The following is a 19,999-nucleotide window of genomic DNA, read 5'->3' on the forward strand; positions in this document are numbered from 1 at the left end:
CGATAAATAATAAGTTATACAACGAAAACAAATAATAAATCGAAATAATGATAAAATAAAGGTATTAAAAGTGAAAGTGAGTGTATAAAAATGAAAGTTGGATTTATTGGGGTTGGCAATATGGCTCGAACCATCATTACTGGCATGCTTAAAGCAAATTTTGGAAGTACTGACATTTTGGTTCACAGTGGTCATCTAAACCATTACGAGGAATTTGCAGCGCAAAACAAGTTGACTTTGGAAGACAGTAATCAAGCTGTGGCCAAAAATGCAGATGTCATTGTGTTAGCTGTCAAACCTGACATTGCTAAACAAGTATTAAGTGATATTAAGCTAGAACTGAATAGTGATGGAAAATTACTGGCTTCAGTAGTTTCTGGACTAAGTGTGGCTCAGATGCAAGCCATTATTGGCAATTGGCCAGTCATGCGCGTTATGCCAAATGTGAATGTTGAAATTGGTGAAGGAATGACGGCGTTGGCTGCCAGTGGTGAACTAACAAATTCACCGTTTAATAATGGTAAAAAGCTTTTCGAGCTGGTTGGTCAAGTGATGGCTATTTCAGAAAAAGATTTTACAGTTTTTGGAGCAATTGCCGGTAGTGCGCCCGCATACGCCTACTTTTTCATTGATGCCTTGTCTAGAGCAGGCGTTAAATATGGGCTAACCAAGTCAAATGCAACCAAAATTGCGGCTCAAGTTGTGAACGGCAGTGCCAAGATGGTAATTGAAGCGGATGAGAATCCAGCAGCATTGATCGATAAGGTCTCTTCTCCAGGTGGTACGACGGTAGCCGGTTTCTTAGCCATGGAAGAGGCCGGGTTTATGACATCGGTTGTTAAGGGCATTGACGCGACAATTGCGAAAGAAAAAGGAGAATGACAGATTCCACTTGCAGTTGTGGTCTATACCGATTATAATGAACTTAAACAAAAACTGAGGGGGATTTTTAGATAATGAGTACTGTATTGAAACACGCCACAATTTATACTGGATTAGAAAAAATTGATGATGGCTTCATTCGTTTTAACAAACAAATTGAGGCTGTTGGTCCAATGAGTGAGTTCCGTCCATTGCCAGATGATGACATTCATTTTGCAGCAGAAACAATCATTACACCAGGATTCATTGATGTTCATAGTCATGGTGGATACGGATTTGATGCCATGGATGGTGACGCTGATCAGATTAATGAGATGGTCACTAAAATGACACGTACAGAAGGAATTACAACTTACTTCTGTACCACAATGACCCAATCAAATGAAAACATTGATCATGCGATGAAGGGAGTTGCCAAGGCTGCTGCAGTTAACCCAGTAATCAAGGGTGTTCATTTGGAGGGTCCATTTATCTCAGCTACCTTTAAAGGCGCTCAACCTGAACAATATATCAAAGATCCAGATGTGCATTTGTTAGAGCAATGGAACAAATCAGCTAACGGATTGGTCAAATTAATTACCATGGCTCCTGAAGACAAAGGTGCAGACGAGTTTGAAGCATACTGTTTAGCTCATGGCATCGTGCCATCGGTTGGTCATAGTAATGCGAAACGTGCTGATTTATTAAACAGTAAAGTTAGCCACGGTACTCATTTATACAATGCTCAACGCGAATGGAAGCACCGTGAACCAGGAGTTACTGGTCATGTTATGTTGGAAGATAATATTTATGCAGAATTAATTTGCGATGGTTTCCATATTGTGCCAGATATGTTACGCCTTGCTTATGAAGTTAAAGGTCCAGAAAGAATTGAATTGGTTACAGATTCAATGCGTTCTAAAGGGATGCCAGAAGGCGAAAGCGAACTTGGTGGTCAAAAAGTTTACGTTAAAGACAAGCAAGCTCGACTAGCTGACGGTACTTTAGCTGGTTCTGTTTTGGAATATACAGATGCCTTTAAAAACGCCATGAAGTTCATGGGATGCGGAATAGAAGAGGCTGTTCAAATGAGTTCTGTTAACCAAGCAACTGAATTTGGTCTTGATAGTAAAGGAACCCTTGAAGTAGGTAAGGATGCCGATTTAAACTTGTTTGATGACAATTTGAACAAGTTGGCAACTTACAGCTATGGTCGTGAATTCTCAAATTCAAAAGACTAATTTTTGTAGCGATCATTTTAATGATAATTAACACATTAGAGTCCTTATAGGAGGTGGAATTATGGGATCCCCCATTTATATTCAAATCCACAATGAAATAAAAAAATCAATCGAGGCTGGTAAGTGGGCAATTGGTGACCGTATTCCAGCAGAACGAGAATTAGCCGAGCAATTTAATGTGAGTCGAATGACACTTAGGCAGGCGATTCAAACATTAGTTGATGAGGGTATTTTAGAGCGGCGCGTTGGTTCAGGGACCTTTGTAGCTAATCAAAAAGTTCAAGAAAAAATGTCAGGTGTGACAAGTTTTACTGAGCTGATGATTGCACAAGGGAAAAAACCTTCTAGCAAAACCATTTCGTATCATGCTGGGCAACCTTCTATGAGTGAAAGTGAAAAGTTACATTTGGGTGATGGCGAATTAGTCTTACGAATGGAACGGATCCGCTATGCCGACAATGTGCCCATTTGTTTTGAAACTACCACGGTACCCGAAAAATTGGTTAAAGATTTCAGTAAGGCTGAGGTAACGAGCTCCCTTTATGGAACATTAGAAAAAAAGGCTGGTTTGGTACCCGGAAAAGCGACACAAACAGTTTCAGCAATGTTGGCTTCTGAAAAAATCGCGGAATATCTATCTGTAAAACGGGGTGAAGCGATCTTGCGGTTGCGTCAGGTTTCGTATCTGCAGGATGGACAACCTTTCGAGTATGTTCGGACACAATATGTGGGTGAACGATTTGAATTTTACTTAAATCGGTAAACCAGAAGAAAATAAGTGCCTATATAAAAATAGTTTGTCAATTTTTAAAATGAAAAGGGCAAACTATTTTTTTGAAACAATTTTTATTTATTTTTGAGTTTATGAATTTCCCACATGAATTGAGGAATGATCATTTGCCGTCTCAAGCGCCTCGGATCTGTCAATAAACGGTAAAACCATTCTAGATGATGAGTTTGCCAAAATTTTGGCGCGCGTTTCACATTACCCACAAAAACATCAAAACTACCACCCACACCCATCCATACACCATTTGAGAGATGGCGGTGCTGCGCAATAAATTTTTCCTGTCTAGGAAAACCAGTGGCAACAAACACAATATCTGGTTGCTGATGTTCAATATCAGCTGCAATTACGGCCTCATCTTTAAAGTAGCCATCATGGGCACCAACAAGTTGAATGTTAGGAAAACTAGTACTTAATTTGGACTTCAAAGCACTGATGACCGCTGGCTTGGCACCTAAAAAATAGACTTTTTGGTGAGTTTTGTTCGCCCATTCAACTAATTCTGTAAAAATATCATAACCGGCTATTCGTTCTGATAACGGTGTTTTTAATGAATTAGCGGCCTTGATAATACCAATGCCATCAGGAGAAATATAGTCGGCTTTGAGAATGGTTTCGCGATATGAGTTATCAGTTCTAGCGTACATGACAATTTCAGGATTAGCAGTTACAACAAAAGTATTTTGGTGATTCTTAACACGTGTCTGAAGTTGTTCGACGAACTGCTTGCGAGTTGTATTGGCAAACGGAATGCCCATAATTTTCACGCTAGAAAACGGGTCGTTCATAGTAAAATCAATCCTTTCGATTATGGAAAATGACGCACCACGGAAAAAATGATAAAATAGGTGCAACTATTGTTAATATTATTAAAACACTAACTAACTGAGGAGTACACTCGTCATGACTAAAAAATATCCGGATGACAGTTTAACGTTACATACGGATGCTTATCAAATTAACATGATTCAAACTTATTGGGAACATGGAATTTACAATAAGAATGCGGTTTTTGAAGTTTTCTTTCGAGATATGCCATTTAAAAATGGTTACGCAATTTTTGCTGGATTGGAACGAGTTGTGAAGTATGTTCAACAATTACATTTTACCGACTCAGATCTGGCTTATTTGAAAGAATCAGAAAATTATCCAGATGACTTTTTGGAATATTTACGTAATTTCAAATTTTCTGGCACAATTCGTTCTGCTGTTGAGGGTGACTTAGTATTTAACGGTGAACCCATTATGCAGGTTGAAGGCCCCTTAGCAGATTGTCAATTGGTGGAAACAGCTATTTTAAATGTTGTGAACTATCAAACTTTAATTGCCACTAAAGCTTCACGAATTAAATCAGTGGTCGGCAATGATGCTTTACTAGAATTTGGTACCCGGCGTGCTCAGGAAATGGATGCCGCAATCTGGGGAACCCGTGCAGCATACATTGGTGGTTTCGACGCAACAAGTAATGTCCGCGCAGGCAAGATTTTTGGAATTCCAATTAGTGGCACACATGCGCATGCATTGGTCCAATACTATCGAAATGATTATGATGCTTTTAAAGCTTATGCGCAAACGCACCATGATTGTGTCTTTTTGGTAGATACGTACGATACGCTTAAGAGCGGTGTCCCTAATGCTATTCGCGTGGCCAAAGAGATGGGTGACAAGAACAACTTCTTGGGAGTTCGAATTGATAGTGGTGACATGGCCTACTTATCTAAACGAGTTCGTGAACAATTGGATGAAGCTGGATTCCCAAATGCAAAAGTTTATGCTTCTAACGATTTAGATGAAAAAACAATTCAAAACTTAAAAATGCAAGGAGCCAAAATTGATGTTTGGGGCGTGGGCACTAAATTGATTACGGCCTATGACCAGCCAGCCTTGGGTGCGGTTTATAAGATGGTTTCAATTGAAGGCGAAGATGGCAAAATGGTTGATACCATCAAACTTTCCAACAATGTTGAAAAAGTTTCAACTCCCGGCAAGAAACAAGTCTGGCGAATTTCTAAGAATGCTGATGGTAAATCAGAAGGAGATTATGTTACCTTGTGGGATGAAGATCCACAAAAGCAACCTTCTATTTACATGTTTCATCCAAACTATACGTACATTAATAAAACGGTCAGTGATTTCAACGCGCGACCATTGTTACATGATATCTTTAAAAATGGTGAACTTATTTATAAATTACCAGAACTTAAAGAAGTTAAGGCTTACTCGCGAGAAATGCTTGATTCGTTGTGGGATGAATATAAACGTGATTTAAATCCACAAGATTATCCGGTTGATTTATCTGAAAAATGTTATGTTCATAAAATGAACAGCATTAATGGTGTTCGAAAGTATGTGAGTTCGTTAAAATTTAAGGAATAAGAGAGATGAGCAGAGATGCGAGAGCTACAACAAAAAATTATTGCGGATTTAAAAGTTGCCCCACAAATTGACCCAGAAACTGAAATTCGACGAAGTGTAGATTTTTTAAAAGCTTATTTAAAGAAAAATAGCTTCATTAAAAGTTTAGTTTTAGGGATTTCTGGTGGACAGGATTCTACGTTGACTGGAAAATTAGCTCAGATGGCAATTACCGAGATGCGTGAAGAAACTGGCGACCAATCATACCAATTTATCGCCGTTCGTTTGCCATATGGCGTGCAGGCTGATGAATCAGATGCCATGGCTGCAATTGAATATATGCAGGCTGATCAGGTAAAACGAGTTGATATTAAACCGGCCGCAGATGCCATGGTACAGGCACTTGAAGCTAATGATTTAAACATTAGTGACTTTAACAAAGGCAATATCAAGGCTCGTGAACGAATGATTGCGCAATATGGCATTGCGGGTGCCAATAGTGGCATTGTCTTGGGAACGGATCACGCGGCAGAGTCAGTCACTGGCTTTTATACTAAGTTTGGTGATGGTGGGGCCGACGTAACGCCAATTTGGCGGTTAGATAAACGGCAAGGTAAGGCACTTTTGGCAAAATTAAATGCACCTAAACATTTATATGAAAAGGTACCTACAGCTGATTTGGAAGATAATCGACCGGCATTGCCAGATGAGGTTGCTTTGGGTGTGACCTACGATGACATTGATAATTACTTAGAGGGTCACGAAATTGATCCGCAGGCCGCTGAAAAAATTGAAAACTGGTATAAAAAGACGGCCCATAAGCGTCATTTACCTTATACGGTTTACGATCAATTTTAACAGTTGATAAATTAAAAATAAAAGTACTTGCTATTAGGTTTACTTATAGTTATAATAAATTAATAATCAAACATGAGGGAGTAACTAGCAGTTATTTCTGCGGCAATGTCGTCAACAAGAAGAAATCTGGTATTGTCTGAAAAAGTGAGACTCGTGGATGTTCGCATTTTAGTGTGGACATGCACGAGTCTCTTTTTTTAAAGAACTCTTACATGTCAGAATAATAAGGAGGAACACATGAAAGCTACAAAAGTAAAGTATTATAACCAAAGCGTGGAAGATGTGCTGAAAGCCCAAGGCAGCTCTCCTGAAGGGTTAACGGATGCCCAGGTTCAAGAAAGCTTAACCAAACATGGGCCTAATCAGTTGGAAACAAAAAAGAATACTACTTTATTGCAAAAGTTTATTGCCCAGTTTAAAGATTTGATGATTATTGTTTTAATTGCAGCCGCAATTATTTCGGTCTTTGTGGGTGAAGGCGTGGATGCAATTATCATCTTGTTGGTGGTTGTTCTTAATGCTATCTTTGGTGTTTTTCAAGAAACCAAGGCAGAAGAAGCCATTGCTGCCTTAAAAGAACTTTCTGCACCACAGGCTCATGTTAAACGGAATGGTAAAGTCGAAACCATTAAGAGCGAAGACGTTGTCCCTGGTGATATTGTTTTGCTTGAAGCTGGTGATATTATTCCGGCTGATTTGCGTTTGATCGAATCTGCTGGTTTAAAGGTAGAAGAAGCGGCCTTGACTGGTGAATCAGTTCCGGTGGAAAAACAAATTGCCATACTGAACGATAAAAAATTGCCAATTGGTGATCAAACTAATATGGCATTTATGAACAGTAATGTCACATATGGCCGTGGTAGTGGCGTGGTTGTTGGCACCGGAATGCGGACGGAGGTTGGCCAAATTGCCAACATGATTAATAACGCTGAAGAAACAACAACGCCACTGCAACAAAATTTGGCGCAACTGAGTAAAGTGTTAACAGGCTTAATTTTAGTGATTGCCGCGATTGTGTTCGTGGTTGGAATGATTCGTGGTAACGAAAGCTTAATTAATATGTTACTGACGGCCATTTCCTTAGCGGTAGCGGCCATTCCAGAAGGATTACCTGCTATTGTGACAATTACACTTGCATTAGGAACGCAAAGAATGGCAAAACGACACGCCATTATTCGTAAATTACCAGCAGTTGAAACTTTGGGTGGTACTCAAATTATTGCCTCTGATAAGACCGGAACATTGACACAAAATAAGATGACAGTTGAAAAAGTTTTTGTGAATAATCAACTACACGATGCCCAAAATGTGCAATTAAAGGATTATCCATACAATCACTTATTTGAGTTGATGATTTTGAACAATGACACAAAACAGACAAAAGAGGGCTTGATTGGTGATCCAACAGAAACAGCGTTAGTTCAATTTAATTTGAATAAGGACGAAGACGTGAATAAGTTAATTCAATCTGAAAAACGGGTGGCAGAGGTGCCGTTTGATTCTGAACGAAAATTGATGTCAACGTACAACCAATTGCCAGATGGCCGATACATTCAAACGGTTAAAGGTGCACCCGATGAACTCTTACAGCGGACAGCATTGTTTGAAATTGAAAATGATGTTAAACCAATGGATGATACTGAACGCAAACTTATTTTGGAAACAAATCATGAGTTGGCCACCCAAGCAATTCGTGTATTGGGTTTTGCCTACCAAATTGTGGATGAAATTCCTAAAACATTGTCTTCTGAAATTGTGGAACAAGAATTAATTTTTGCCGGGCTGATTGGCATGATTGATCCAGAACGTCCAGAAGTTGCACAAGCAGTTGTGGAAGCTAAACAAGCAGGAATTCGTCCTCTTATGATTACGGGCGATCATCGGGATACTGCGTCTGCCATTGCGAAACGGTTAGGAATTATTGGTGAAAACGACGATCAAGCCGTAATCTCTGGTACAGAATTGGATGAGATGGATGATAAGACTTTTGCCCAAAAGGTAAAACAATATTCAGTTTATGCACGAGTTGCTCCAGAACACAAAGTGCGCATTGTGAATGCATGGCAAAAGCAAGGTAAAGTAGTTGCCATGACAGGAGATGGCGTTAATGATGCGCCTTCACTGAAACAAGCAGATATTGGTGTAGCCATGGGAATCACAGGGACCGAAGTTTCAAAAGGAGCTAGTGATATGATCTTGGCAGATGATAACTTTTCAACAATTGTTGTTGCAGTTGAAGAGGGACGTAAAGTGTTTGCCAATATTCAAAAAGCAATTCAGTATTTGTTATCGGCCAATTTGGGTGAAGTTTTAACCTTGTTTGTCATGACAATGATGGGTTGGCAAATTTTAGCACCAGTTCACATTTTATGGATTAATTTAGTTACCGATACTTTTCCAGCCATTGCTTTAGGCCTGGAACCAGCAGAAAAAAATGTGATGAAACAAAAACCGCGTGGTCGGGAAAGCAATTTCTTGTCCGGTGGTGTCGCAGGTAACGTCGTTTATCAGGGACTATTAGAAGGACTAATTACGTTAGCCGTTTATGGAATTGCAATTTGGTTCCCAGTACATGCTTCATATGCTCAAGCCCATGCAGATGCGCTAACAATGGCATTTGCAACCTTAGGACTGATTCAGCTTTTCCATGCATTTAACTCAAAGTCAATTCACGGTTCGATCTTTAGTGCCACAACTTTGAAAAATAAATTCTTTAATTGGTCAATTGTGGTATCGTTTATACTGTTAGCTGCGACAATTGTGGTGCCAGGATTAAATGACATTTTCCATGTGAGTCATCTTGATCTTCATCAATGGGCAATTGTGGGTGGCGCTTCTATATCAATTGTGATCTTAGTCGAGATTGTCAAATGGTTCCAGCGTCGTTTCGCAGCTCGTTAATCAGTAAGAATGGAGAGATTTTAAATGCGTAAAAGTAATCCACAAGGTTATGCCAATTTACTCAGTCGAGTGATGGAATCGTCTGAACAGATGGGCGATGAGGTTGATCCTCATTTTCAAGACTTTAAAAAGACATTGGCTTTGAAAGGTGCTGAATCTTTTAGCGAACATGATTTGCATGAGATTGTCACGATTTTTAAAAAAGCCGTTGATCTGTATCAGCAAAATACAGAAACTTTGAAAAGAGCTAAACCGCCAGTACAGATATTGGGACGTCATAAGCAATTGGTAAGTGCTTATCAAACGTATGCAGCCGACTGTGAATTAATGCTGACTAGTATTGATGAACAAAAACGTCAGATTGATTCTGAACAATTTAGTAAGGCTGAACAGGCGCAGGACAAGGATATGGATGCTGTTTCAAAGGCTTTTGATCGAATCATGTCCCTGTTAATGGGTTAAAATACAAATTAAAACTAGGAAGAAATTTTCCTAGTTTTTTTGTGGGGAAATTAATTAACAGAGATATTTTTAGAATATGTGTGGTAAAAAGGATGTTCGCCACGGACAAATAATCACGTATGCTATACTGGTAACTATGTGTTATTGGGATTTAATGTTTAGTTTGGAGTGAATTTTTTGGAAGATCGAATTGTAAAAATTGTAGAACAACAGCTGTCAGACATGCGGCCAAAACAGATTCATGCAGTATTGAGTTTGTTAGGTGAGGGCGATACGGTACCCTTTATTGCACGGTATCGAAAAGAACGAACGGGAAGCTTAGATGAAGTTCAAATTCGTGAAATTCAGACTAGCTATAATAAAGCAGAGAGCTTAGAAAAACGGCGTGATGATGTTTTAAAATTAATTTCTGAACAGGGGAAATTGACACCAGCTTTAGAGAAGCAAATTAAAGCTGCTGATAAACTGCAAACGGTTGAGGATTTATATTTACCATACAAACAAAAACGCCGAACGAAAGCCACAATTGCTAAAGAGCAAGGTTTAGAGCCGTTTGCATTTTGGTTGATGACCTTTCCACAAGGTGAGTTGACCGCTAAAGCCAATGAATTTATTGATCCTGATAAAAAAGTAACCACAGTTGAAGACGTGCTAGCAGGTGCCCATGAAATTCTTGCAGAAGCATTTGGTGATAGTGCTGGATTCAGAGATTGGATTCGTAATTATACCCGAAAAAATGGTCGTTTTGAATCACAAGTAAAAGCTAAGGGAAAACAAAAAGATGAGCAAGGTGTTTATCAGCTCTATTATGACTTTGATGAATCATTGGCTAACATGGTGTCACATCGTGTCTTAGCGATTAATCGTGGTGAAAAAGAAGGGGTTTTAAAAGCCCAAATTCAAGTAGACGACGATGCCGTAATGCGTTATTTACATTTTCGGATCATCGGTAGCCATGAGGGACCAGCAGTAGCGATTTTACAGGCTGCTTATGAAGATGCGTATAAACGTTTTATCGGTCCTGCAATTGAACGGGAGTTACGTAGTGAACTAAGTGAAGAAGCAAATACACAAGCAATCAATGTTTTTGGTGAAAATCTGTATCACCTGCTCATGCAAGCTCCAATCAAAGGAAAAGTTGTTTTGGGATTTGATCCTGCCTATCGAACCGGTTGCAAGTTGGCAATTATGGATCCTAACGGGAAATTCTTAGCAAAAAAAGTTATTTATCCACACAAATCAGCTTCAGAGACCAAACGAAAAGCGGCAGCTGATGAATTCAAACAATTTTTAGAAGATTATCAAGTTGAAATGATTGCCATTGGCAACGGAACTGCCAGTCGTGAGTCTGAAGAATTTGTTTCAACAGTTTTAAAAACGATTGAGCGTAAAATTTACTATGTGATTGTAAATGAAGCAGGTGCGTCGGTTTATTCTGCTAGTAAAGCGGCTCGGGATGCTTTTCCTGAACTACATGTTGAAGAACGGAGTGCCATTAGTATCGGCCGTCGTTTGCAGGATCCACTGGCTGAATTAATTAAAATCGATCCTAAGGCTGTTGGTGTGGGCCAATATCAACATGATGTTCCCCAAAAAGAATTGACCAGTCAACTTGATACAGTAATTGAAACTGCTGTAAACCAAGTTGGAGTTAATTTGAATACGGCTAGCCCTCAGTTGCTAGAACACATTTCTGGTTTAACAAAAACCACGGCACAAAATATTGTGAACTGGCGGGATGAAAATGGTAGTTATGAAGCACGAAATCAATTGAAAAAAGTTCCTCGCTTAGGACCTAAGGCGTATGAACAATCTGTTGGTTTTTTACGAATTGTGCAAGGAAAAAATGTGCTTGATAATACAGACATTCATCCTGAAAGCTATAAGGCGGCCAAAAAACTATTAACTAAGACTGGTTTAAAGATGGCTCAAATTGGTACCCCTGAAGCAACAGCGGCTTTTAAACCACTGAATCTTACCGAAACAGCACAAGAGTTAGAAATTGGTGTTGAAACTTTGAAGGATATCATTGCCGGATTAGAGAAACCAGGGCGTGATTTACGGGATGGAATGCCAGCACCGTTGCTTAGAAGTGATGTTTTGACTCTTGAAGATTTAAAGAGTGGCATGAAGCTTCAAGGAACTGTGCGTAACGTTGTGGATTTTGGCGCCTTCGTCGATATTGGTGTTAAACAGGATGGATTAGTGCATGTTTCTAAGCTAACTAAGAAATTTATCAAGAATCCAGGTGAAGTTGTTTCGGTTGGTGATGTTGTCACGGTTTGGGTTGAAAGTGTTGATTTAGATCGACATCGCATTCAGTTAACCATGTTAGATCCAACTGAAACAGCGGCTCAATGACAGATAATGACTTACAAACGTTAGTAGAACAAATTTCAAGAAACGATTTTCATCGTGAATTTAAACACCGCGCTTTTTTTAACTCGCGGTTGCGAACTACTGGTGGTCGTTATCAATTACAAACGCATAATATTGATATTAATCCGCGAATGTTATCGGAACATGATTTACCAACTTTAATTGGCATTATTAAACATGAATTGTGCCACTATCATTTACATTTATTGCATCAAGGATATCAACACCGAGATTCAGATTTTAAAATTTTGTTAGCACGGGTACATGGATCGCGTTTTGCACCGGCAGGACCTGTAAGACAGCAAACCAAGCGACATTTAATGTATACGTGTCAGAAATGCGGGTTTAAATATTTACGCCAACGACATATTGATTTAAAAAAATATCGATGTGGCAAATGTGGCGGTAGATTGCAGCTTGTGCAAGCTAGTTAACATGAATTTTATTGAAAAAGGTTGTAACTATTGCCGATTTTTGCTAATATAGTTAGGTAATAGTTTTGCACCCATGGCGGAATTGGCAGACGCGCAAGATTAAGGATCTTGTCGGGAGTTTTCCCGGTGGAAGTTCGAATCTTCTTGGGTGCATCCTAAAAAAGAAAAGGATTGAGAAATTAAATTTTCTCAGTCTTTTTTTGCGCCGTTTTTACCAGATTCTAAATCTGTAGAGAATAATAAATGTAAATTTGGGTCATTCTAGTTGTTGAGCGGTTACTTTTTGTATGTAATCGACAATTACTGTATTTAGCGGCATTAAGCAAGTATTGTATCGAAAAATAACTAAGAATGAAATCGCTGTATTAATTGAAACAGTGTGTTAAACTGTACTGTATTAATTAAGTGTATCAGAAGCGTATCAAAATTGAGGAACAGTAAATGAAGAGAAAAGATCGTATATACCAATTTGTAATTGAAAAAACCACAACAAGTACTGTTGCGCAGTTAACCGATGGCGCAGCTTTAACAACCGCCGAAGTAGCCGATGCGTTAGATTTAATTCGTTCTAACGTTAGTAAAGAACTAAATCAGTTGGTTCGAGAGGATAAACTATGTAAATTGAGTGGCCGTCCGGTTCGTTATTGTCGTTTAATCGAAGAAAATGGCCATGAAAAGAAAGTCAATTCTTCTCCTTTGATGGCAGGGAAAAGACGTATTCATAGTGGTTTAGAGACGAATTTAAATAGCGAGCAGCCCACAACGGAGATTAGCGATGTCTTTGAACATATGATCGGAAATAGCTCAAGTATGCACAATCAAATTGAACAGGCAAAGGCTGCAATTTTGTACCCACCCCGTGGTTTGAACACTTTAATAATTGGACCAACTGGATCTGGTAAAACCTACTTTGCTAATGCTATGTTTCAGTTTGCCAAGAACCAACAGCTTATCCAAAAAACGGATGAATTGATTACGTTTAATTGTGCGGATTATTCGCATAACCCAGAACTCCTAATGTCACACCTCTTTGGATATGTTAAGGGCGCGTTTACAGGTGCTAATGAGGATAAAGATGGCCTAATTCAAGAAGCTGATAACGGCATGCTGTTTTTAGATGAAGTACACCGTTTGCCCCCTGAAGGTCAAGAAATGATTTTCTATTTCATGGATCATGGAACATACAGTAAGCTTGGTGAAACGTCCAAAGTGCATCATGCAAACGTTCGTTTAGTTTGTGCTACTACGGAAGATCCAGAAAGTTCGTTGCTAAAAACTTTTGTCCGTCGAATTCCAATTACTATTCAATTGCCTGCGTTTAATAAGCGAAGTGCAAAGGAACGAATTGAACTTTTGAAAGTTTTGTTAAGCATTGAGGCCAATCGCACGCATAAACAAATTACGCTAACAGAAGACGTTGTACAATCTTTGCTGGGCAGTGTCACATATGGGAATGTGGGTCAATTAAAATCTAACATTCAACTTGTTTGCGCACGTGGATTTTTGAATAATATTGAAAATAAGGGTGAAATTATGATTTCGGTGGATGATCTGCCACCGAATATTAAGGATGGTCTGGTTCATTTAGCTTCTAATCGCCGTGATTCTGGTGAAATTTCGAAATTACTAGAACCATATATGACAATTCAACCTGATTCGGATAACCACGTTCTGACAAACCGAAATGATAGTTATGAATTGCCTTACAACTTATATGAAATTATTGGTGATAAAGCGACTTTATTGCGTCAACAAGGCTTAGATCAAGAACATATCAATCATTTTATAAAAACAGACATTAATCTTCATTTGAAGACATTTTCACCCGATGAAGATGATATGCGTGCTGAAGCTAAACTAGCTGAAATCGTGAATCAAAATATCATTGATTTTACTAAGGAAATTCAAAGTAAAATTGAAAAAGAACTTAATTATAGTTTTCGAGATAATTTTCTTTATGCGATGAGCTTGCATATAAGTTCTTTCATTAAACGAATTCAATCTGGTAAACCAATGCGTACGATGAGTAAGGATTTGGTTGCTATGGTGGAAGATTATCCTAATGAAATGAAAGTTGCCCAAGAAATCAAAACACAGCTAGAAGCTCGCTACAATGTTCCAATTCCGGAATCAGAAAGATATTATTTGGCAATCTTATTGGTATCTTTAAAAATTGCCCCAACTTCCGGTAAAGTGGGAATTGTCGTGGCTGCTCATGGTAGTAGTACGGCTACTTCTATGGTACAGGTAGTTTCGCAATTACTGTCTGATAATACTATCCAGTCCTTTGATATGCCTTTAGATATGGAACCACAAACGGCCTATAAGGAAATTGTTGACTGTGTTAAACGGGCAGATGAAGGTAACGGTGTGTTGCTTTTGGTGGATATGGGGTCTTTGAGCACGTTTGGTAGTAAAATTACCGATGAAACTCATATTCCAGTTAAAGTGATTGATATGGTCACCACCGCAATGGTTTTGGAGGCTGCACGAAAAGCATCGTTTATTGACACCGATCTTGCAGCAATTTATTCTGAATTGCGTGAATTTCATGGCTATTCACGAATTAATGTTTCTAATGAACAAAAAGAAAAACACAATGAAATTTCGGAAACACCGCTTCCAAATACAACCCGGCCTAAAGCAATTGCGGCTATTTGCTCAACTGGCGAGGGAACTGCTAAGAAAATTAAAAATATCCTTGACCAGTTATTAGTAGAAAATCTAATTGATGATATTAAGGTAATTCCAATTTCTTTAGTGGGGATGGAACATCATCTCAAGAAGATTCAGACAAATTATCAAATTATCGCCACAACTGGTGTCACTCACCCGAAGATTCAAGCGCCGTTTATGCCTCTGCAAAAGGTTTTACAAGGTGGCGGAGAAGCCTTTATCAACAAAGTAGTAGAACGGGATTCCTTACAGTCCTTTGATGGTAAACAGGATGTAAAACTTACCAAGGAACTTTGTTGGCAATATTTGGATGGGTTCTATACCTTTATTAATCCACATAAGATTACGGATGTGCTGTGGCAATACATTGATCAGTTGCAAAGTGATACACAAAAGAAATTTAATGAATCCTTTAAAATTAATCTAATTATGCATATTGCGGGTGCAATTGAACGGACTGTAACCAATGGTGCGATTTCTGCTCCTGAAGAAGAATTACAAAAATTAACCAAATCAGAATGGTATCCAGCGGTAAAGGCTGTGAATGAAAGTAATTTAAGACGAATTCGAATTGATTTACCTCGTGAAGAAGTTTATTACATTGTCAAACTATTGGAAACTTGGCAAACCAAAGATGAAAAGCAACAAGAAGAGCTAGCTTCAAATCAAATAATAGAATAAAAGTACTAGTCCAATTAATTAAAATAACACACAAAGCTGATACACTTTTAATGTATCAATTTTGTGTGTTATTTTTAAAGCCCTTAAAGTAGGCGTTTTCATTCAGTGTATCTTGGCACGGTTTTTGCTTATATATAAGTGAGTGCAAAAAATGATGGTCTTGTACTTAACGTATCAACGTCTGAGTCAACAGATAAATCTAGTTACAGGGTATTAAGAAATTATTCGTTACATTTTTATTTACTGTAACAATCATAATAGGAGGTATAGAAATGGTAGGGATTATCATTGCTAGTCACGGTGAATTCGCCAATGGGATCTTACAGTCCGGATCGATGATTTTCGGAGATCAAAAGGATGTTAAGGCTGTTACATTGAAACCCAGCGAAGGACCCGATGATATTAAAGGAAAGTTGGAAGATGCAGTTGCATCTTTCGAAAACCAAGATGAGGTATTATTCTTAGTTGATCTCTGGGGTGGAACACCATTTAATCAAGTGAATGGATTGTTTGAAGCTCACAAAGATAAATGGGCAATCGTTGCTGGTTTGAATTTACCAATGTTAATTGAGGCATATGCTTCAAGAATGTCGATGAATAGTGCTCGTGATATTGCAGCACACATCATCGAGACAGGTGTTGAAGGTATCAAGGTTCGTCCAGAAGAGTTACAGCCCAAAGAAAAGGCTCCTCAAGCTTCTGCAAAGCCATCAAATGCAGGTGCTCCAGGAAAATTTGAGTATGTTTTGGCACGAATCGATTCACGTTTGTTACATGGTCAGGTTGCAACCGGTTGGACAAAGGCAGTTAACCCAACTCGAATCATTGTAGTTTCTGACAATGTTGCTAAAGATGAGTTACGAACCACCATGATTAAACAGGCTGCACCATCAGGAGTGAAAGCTCATGTTGTGCCAGTTGATCAGATGATTAAGTTAGCTAAGGATGACAAGCACTTTGGTGGTCAACGAGCATTACTACTTTTTGAAACACCACAAGATGCCCTTAGAGCTATTGAAGGTGGCGTTCCATTGAAGACACTTAACATTGGTTCTATGTCTCATTCAGTTGGAAAAGTTCAACCTAACAAGGTTTTGGCTTTTGATCAAGATGATATCGATACTTTTGCTAAGTTAAAAGATCTTGGGGTTACGTTTGATGTTCGTAAAGTCCCAACAGACGCCAAAGATAATATGGATGACATTCTCAAAAAAGCTGAGAACGAGTTACAAAAACAGAAATAATTTAATTTAAAGAAAACGGAGGATTAATCGTTATGAATTTAAACGCTATTCAGATGATTTTAGTCGTTCTCGTTGCATTTTTAGCTGGTATGGAAGGTATTTTGGATGAATTCCAATTTCATCAACCAGTTGTCTCATGTACGTTAATCGGCTTAGTTACGGGAAACTTAGTTCCTTGCATTATTTTAGGTGGTACTTTACAAATGATCGCTTTAGGTTGGGCTAATATTGGTGCTGCTGTTGCACCTGATGCTGCCTTAGCCGGTGTTGCATCTGCAATTATTCTAGTTTTAGGTGGTCAAGGTAAAGCTGGAGTTTCTTCAGCCATTGCGATTGCCGTTCCTTTGGCTGTTGCTGGCTTGTTACTTACAATTCTTGTTCGTACCATTTCAACTATGATTGTGCATATTATGGATAGAGCCGCTGCGGCAGGTAGCTTTGCCCAGATGGATTTCTGGCAGTGGGTTGACATTTGTTTACAAGGTATTCGAATTGCCATTCCTGCTGCATTGATCTTAGCAGTTGGTGCTGGTCCCGTTAAATCAGTATTGGATGCAATGCCTTCTTGGTTAACTGGTGGTCTTGCCATTGGTGGTGGTATGGTTGTTGCTGTTGGATATGCAATGGTTATTAATATGATGGCAAGCGCTGAAGTATGGCCATTCTTTGCACTTGGCTTTGTAATGGCAACAATTACTGATTTGACATTGATTGCCTTAGGTGCAATCGGAGTTTCACTTGCTTTGATTTACTTAACCTTATCAAGTAATAGTGGTAGTGGTTCAAGCAATGATGGCGGTGGCAGCAACTCTGGTGATCCGCTTGGCGATGTCATAGATAACTATTAAGGAAGGGAGTGCAAAAAATGGCAGATGTAAAAATTAAGTTAACAAAAAGAGATCGTGTTTCCGTTTGGTGGCGTTCAACCTTCCTTCAAGGTTCTTGGAACTATGAACGTATGCAAAATGGTGGTTGGGCTTATTCATTAATTCCAGCTATTAAAAGATTGTACAAAACAAAAGAAGATCGTGCTGCAGCTTTAAAACGACACATGGTATTCTTTAATACCCATCCTTACTTAGCTTCTCCAATTCTTGGTGTTACAATGGCACTTGAAGAAGACCGTGCTAATGGGGCTCCTGTTGATGATATTGCTATCCAAGGTGTTAAAGTTGGTATGATGGGTCCTTTGGCTGGTGTTGGTGATCCAGTGTTCTGGTTTACTGTTCGTCCTATTCTTGGTGCTTTAGGTGCTTCATTGGCTATGAGTGGAAGCATCATGGGTCCAATCATCTTCTTTATTGCTTGGAATATTATTCGAATGGCATTTACTTGGTATACACAAGAATTCGGCTACAAAGCTGGTGCCGCAATTTCAAAAGATTTATCTGGTGGCTTACTTCAAAAGGTTACTAAAGGTGCTACAATTCTAGGTATGTTTATCTTAGGATCCTTAATTAACCGTTGGGTTGTTGTTAAATTTACACCAGTTATTTCACGAGTTAAACAATCTGCAGGTGCTTTCATTGATTGGGATAAACTTCCAAAGGGCGCTGCTGGAATCAAAGAAGCTTTGACTCAACAGGCTGCTGGTCGTACTTTGGATAAATTCAAAGTGACAACACTTCAAGATAACTTGGATAAATTAATTCCAGGATTAGCTGGTTTGTTGGTTACCTTACTTTGTATGTGGTTAATCAAAAAAGGCGTTTCACCAATTATCATTATCTTTGGTTTGTTCGCCGCAGGTGTCATTTTACATGTTTTGAACATCATGTAATAAAAAATGGAATTAGTCTGGGATTTAGTTCCCGGGCTTTTTTTATTAATAGCTAAAGGTTGAAACTACAAAAACACATCTCGTTAACTGATATAAAAGCGTTCATGGTAATAAAATCAGATTAAATTGCCGTCTTCCAGCAAATTCGGGCTGGAACGTAGTGCGAGTTATTGCGGCTGATTTTTGCCACAAGAATCGATATAGTACGAAGTATCAAACATTCTTAGTCCGGAGGCGATTGGTCTCAGGGGTGAAATTATTCTTAGTAATTTATTACTTAGAATAAGGCCGAGTTTGAAGACAAGTGTTCTTCTTGGCTTCAAATCGTGCCCACCCCGTTCCAGACCAAGTGAGCCGTAGGACGGCAAGTTAGGACTCTGTTTGTGAACTAGGCTGTTTAACGTCAGTTATTGAAGTAATTTTTGATACTTTCAACCTTTAGTTATAATAGTAGAAAATAAAAAGCGGTGACTAATTTTGCTCAAATGATAAAATCGCCGTATAATAGCAGTAATTATTGAGAGAATGGAGTCAAATAAATGGTTGAATCTATCAATACAAAAGTAGACTTAGTAATAAAGGGAACATCATACATTGGTCTGGGACGTTATGGTCAGATTATGATTGGTGATAAGGGGTTTGAATTTTATAGTGATCACAATGTGAAGGATTATGTTCAAATTCCATGGAGTGAAGTTAGTTATGTGGCAGCCTCAGTTATGTTTAAGGGCAAGTGGATTCCTCGCTTTGCGATCTTTACGAAGTCAAACGGACACTACACTTTTGCGGCAAGAGATGCCAAAAAAACTTTGCGAGCCATTCGAGTTTACGTAGACCCTAAAAATATGGTTCGTTCTTTAACCTTTTTCCAAGTTCTCAGACGAGGCTCACGAAATATTTTAAAAAAGCTTAAAGCAAAGGTTGGACGACATAGTTAATTCAAACAATTTAGAGGAATTATAAATTAATGACAGAGTCTATAAATACGAAAATTGATTTAAAAGTTAAAGCAACGCTAGACGCAGGTGCGTCTCAAAAGGGTAAAATTGTAATTGGTGATAAGGGATTCGAGTTTATTAATAATCAAAAAAATCGTTATTTTGTCGCTTTACCTTGGAATGAAATTGACCATGTTGGGGCCACACGAGGAATTCGAAAGGGACATATTACTCATTTTACAGTTTACACGAAACGTCATATTGGCTATGTATTTACTGCAAGAGATTCTAAAAGAATATTTGAAGAGATACGTCCATACGTTGGTGCTAAGAATTTAGTTTATGAGAAGGATATGTTTGATCGTCTCCGTCATAGTTTTGAAGATTTGACTAAAAAATAAG

At 38.6% G+C, this 19,999-nt stretch carries 16 protein-coding genes and 1 tRNA gene; 16 read left to right on the top strand and 1 reads right to left on the bottom strand.

Features of this window, described 5'->3' with window-relative positions:
• Positions 1–90: 90 nt before the first annotated feature.
• From proC to AB3219_RS05895, 3 genes are all read left to right on the top strand, one after another.
• On the top strand, positions 91–882 hold the full coding sequence (gene proC, locus AB3219_RS05885) for a pyrroline-5-carboxylate reductase (RefSeq protein WP_216753543.1): 792 nt from the start codon (positions 91–93) through the stop codon (positions 880–882).
• 74 nt (positions 883–956) lie between these two features.
• Positions 957–2,102, top strand: a complete 1,146-nt coding sequence (gene nagA, locus AB3219_RS05890; protein ID WP_057805686.1) for an N-acetylglucosamine-6-phosphate deacetylase — start codon at positions 957–959, stop codon at positions 2,100–2,102.
• A 61-nt stretch (positions 2,103–2,163) separates the two neighbouring features.
• Positions 2,164–2,865, top strand: coding sequence for a GntR family transcriptional regulator (locus tag AB3219_RS05895; protein WP_367369378.1), 702 nt, complete (start codon positions 2,164–2,166; stop codon positions 2,863–2,865).
• Between the two features lie 83 nt (positions 2,866–2,948).
• Here the strand turns inward: AB3219_RS05895 and AB3219_RS05900 are convergent, their stop codons facing one another.
• On the bottom strand, positions 2,949–3,677 hold the full coding sequence (locus AB3219_RS05900; RefSeq protein ID WP_263765885.1) for a WecB/TagA/CpsF family glycosyltransferase: 729 nt from the start codon (positions 3,675–3,677) through the stop codon (positions 2,949–2,951).
• A gap of 115 nt (positions 3,678–3,792) precedes the next feature.
• Here AB3219_RS05900 and AB3219_RS05905 point away from each other — a divergent pair, with 115 nt between their 5' ends.
• From AB3219_RS05905 to AB3219_RS05965, 13 genes are all read left to right on the top strand, one after another.
• Positions 3,793–5,265 (top strand): nicotinate phosphoribosyltransferase, encoded by a 1,473-nt coding sequence (locus AB3219_RS05905; protein ID WP_367369379.1) that lies wholly within the window; start codon positions 3,793–3,795, stop codon positions 5,263–5,265.
• Between the two features lie 15 nt (positions 5,266–5,280).
• Positions 5,281–6,102, top strand: coding sequence for an ammonia-dependent NAD(+) synthetase (nadE, locus tag AB3219_RS05910; protein ID WP_216753540.1), 822 nt, complete (start codon positions 5,281–5,283; stop codon positions 6,100–6,102).
• 237 nt (positions 6,103–6,339) lie between these two features.
• On the top strand, positions 6,340–9,003 hold the full coding sequence (locus AB3219_RS05915) for a cation-translocating P-type ATPase (RefSeq protein ID WP_216753539.1): 2,664 nt from the start codon (positions 6,340–6,342) through the stop codon (positions 9,001–9,003).
• A 24-nt stretch (positions 9,004–9,027) separates the two neighbouring features.
• Complete coding sequence (locus AB3219_RS05920; RefSeq protein ID WP_216753538.1) at positions 9,028–9,465, top strand: hypothetical protein; 438 nt, start codon at positions 9,028–9,030, stop codon at positions 9,463–9,465.
• A 177-nt stretch (positions 9,466–9,642) separates the two neighbouring features.
• A complete protein-coding gene (locus AB3219_RS05925; RefSeq protein WP_216753537.1) occupies positions 9,643–11,826 on the top strand; it encodes a Tex family protein in 2,184 nt (727 codons plus the stop codon).
• Positions 11,823–12,278 carry a SprT family protein gene (locus AB3219_RS05930; protein WP_057805700.1) on the top strand — a complete coding sequence of 152 codons (456 nt, stop codon included), beginning with the start codon at positions 11,823–11,825 and terminating at the stop codon, positions 12,276–12,278. The genes AB3219_RS05925 and AB3219_RS05930 overlap by 4 nt, the downstream gene beginning before the upstream one ends.
• Positions 12,279–12,345: 67 nt before the next feature.
• Positions 12,346–12,431, top strand: a tRNA-Leu gene (locus tag AB3219_RS05935).
• 288 nt (positions 12,432–12,719) lie between these two features.
• Positions 12,720–15,635 carry a sigma-54-dependent transcriptional regulator gene (locus AB3219_RS05940; RefSeq protein ID WP_216753536.1) on the top strand — a complete coding sequence of 972 codons (2,916 nt, stop codon included), beginning with the start codon at positions 12,720–12,722 and terminating at the stop codon, positions 15,633–15,635.
• A 272-nt stretch (positions 15,636–15,907) separates the two neighbouring features.
• Complete coding sequence (locus AB3219_RS05945; RefSeq protein WP_057805703.1) at positions 15,908–16,879, top strand: PTS sugar transporter subunit IIB; 972 nt, start codon at positions 15,908–15,910, stop codon at positions 16,877–16,879.
• 32 nt (positions 16,880–16,911) lie between these two features.
• The gene (locus AB3219_RS05950) at positions 16,912–17,727 is read left to right on the top strand and encodes a PTS mannose/fructose/sorbose transporter subunit IIC (RefSeq protein WP_216753535.1); all 816 of its coding nucleotides are present in this window, start codon (positions 16,912–16,914) and stop codon (positions 17,725–17,727) included.
• A gap of 17 nt (positions 17,728–17,744) precedes the next feature.
• On the top strand, positions 17,745–18,659 hold the full coding sequence (locus tag AB3219_RS05955; protein WP_216753534.1) for a PTS system mannose/fructose/sorbose family transporter subunit IID: 915 nt from the start codon (positions 17,745–17,747) through the stop codon (positions 18,657–18,659).
• Between the two features lie 539 nt (positions 18,660–19,198).
• Positions 19,199–19,597: a DUF956 family protein gene (locus AB3219_RS05960; protein WP_216753533.1), complete on the top strand. Its 399-nt coding sequence runs from the start codon at positions 19,199–19,201 to the stop codon at positions 19,595–19,597.
• Between the two features lie 29 nt (positions 19,598–19,626).
• Positions 19,627–19,998 carry a DUF956 family protein gene (locus tag AB3219_RS05965; RefSeq protein ID WP_216753532.1) on the top strand — a complete coding sequence of 124 codons (372 nt, stop codon included), beginning with the start codon at positions 19,627–19,629 and terminating at the stop codon, positions 19,996–19,998.
• The last annotated feature ends 1 nt before the right edge of the window (position 19,999 follow it).

Source organism: Pediococcus ethanolidurans, from assembly GCF_964062635.1.
GTDB lineage: Bacteria > Bacillota > Bacilli > Lactobacillales > Lactobacillaceae > Pediococcus > Pediococcus ethanolidurans.

Excerpts from the sequence above, each read along its gene's own strand:
- AB3219_RS05905 (WP_367369379.1), top strand. The coding sequence starts at position 3,793 with ATGACTAAAAAATATCCGGATGACAGTTTAACGTTACATACGGATGCT.
- AB3219_RS05945 (WP_057805703.1), top strand. The coding sequence starts at position 15,908 with ATGGTAGGGATTATCATTGCTAGTCACGGTGAATTCGCCAATGGGATC.
- AB3219_RS05950 (WP_216753535.1), top strand. The coding sequence starts at position 16,912 with ATGAATTTAAACGCTATTCAGATGATTTTAGTCGTTCTCGTTGCATTT.
- proC (WP_216753543.1), top strand. The coding sequence starts at position 91 with ATGAAAGTTGGATTTATTGGGGTTGGCAATATGGCTCGAACCATCATT.
- AB3219_RS05940 (WP_216753536.1), top strand. The coding sequence starts at position 12,720 with ATGAAGAGAAAAGATCGTATATACCAATTTGTAATTGAAAAAACCACA.
- AB3219_RS05895 (WP_367369378.1), top strand. The coding sequence starts at position 2,164 with ATGGGATCCCCCATTTATATTCAAATCCACAATGAAATAAAAAAATCA.
- AB3219_RS05955 (WP_216753534.1), top strand. The coding sequence starts at position 17,745 with ATGGCAGATGTAAAAATTAAGTTAACAAAAAGAGATCGTGTTTCCGTT.
- AB3219_RS05900 (WP_263765885.1), bottom strand. The coding sequence starts at position 3,677 with ATGAACGACCCGTTTTCTAGCGTGAAAATTATGGGCATTCCGTTTGCC.
- AB3219_RS05960 (WP_216753533.1), top strand. The coding sequence starts at position 19,199 with ATGGTTGAATCTATCAATACAAAAGTAGACTTAGTAATAAAGGGAACA.
- AB3219_RS05920 (WP_216753538.1), top strand. The coding sequence starts at position 9,028 with ATGCGTAAAAGTAATCCACAAGGTTATGCCAATTTACTCAGTCGAGTG.
- AB3219_RS05965 (WP_216753532.1), top strand. The coding sequence starts at position 19,627 with ATGACAGAGTCTATAAATACGAAAATTGATTTAAAAGTTAAAGCAACG.
- nagA (WP_057805686.1), top strand. The coding sequence starts at position 957 with ATGAGTACTGTATTGAAACACGCCACAATTTATACTGGATTAGAAAAA.
- AB3219_RS05915 (WP_216753539.1), top strand. The coding sequence starts at position 6,340 with ATGAAAGCTACAAAAGTAAAGTATTATAACCAAAGCGTGGAAGATGTG.
- AB3219_RS05930 (WP_057805700.1), top strand. The coding sequence starts at position 11,823 with ATGACAGATAATGACTTACAAACGTTAGTAGAACAAATTTCAAGAAAC.
- nadE (WP_216753540.1), top strand. The coding sequence starts at position 5,281 with ATGCGAGAGCTACAACAAAAAATTATTGCGGATTTAAAAGTTGCCCCA.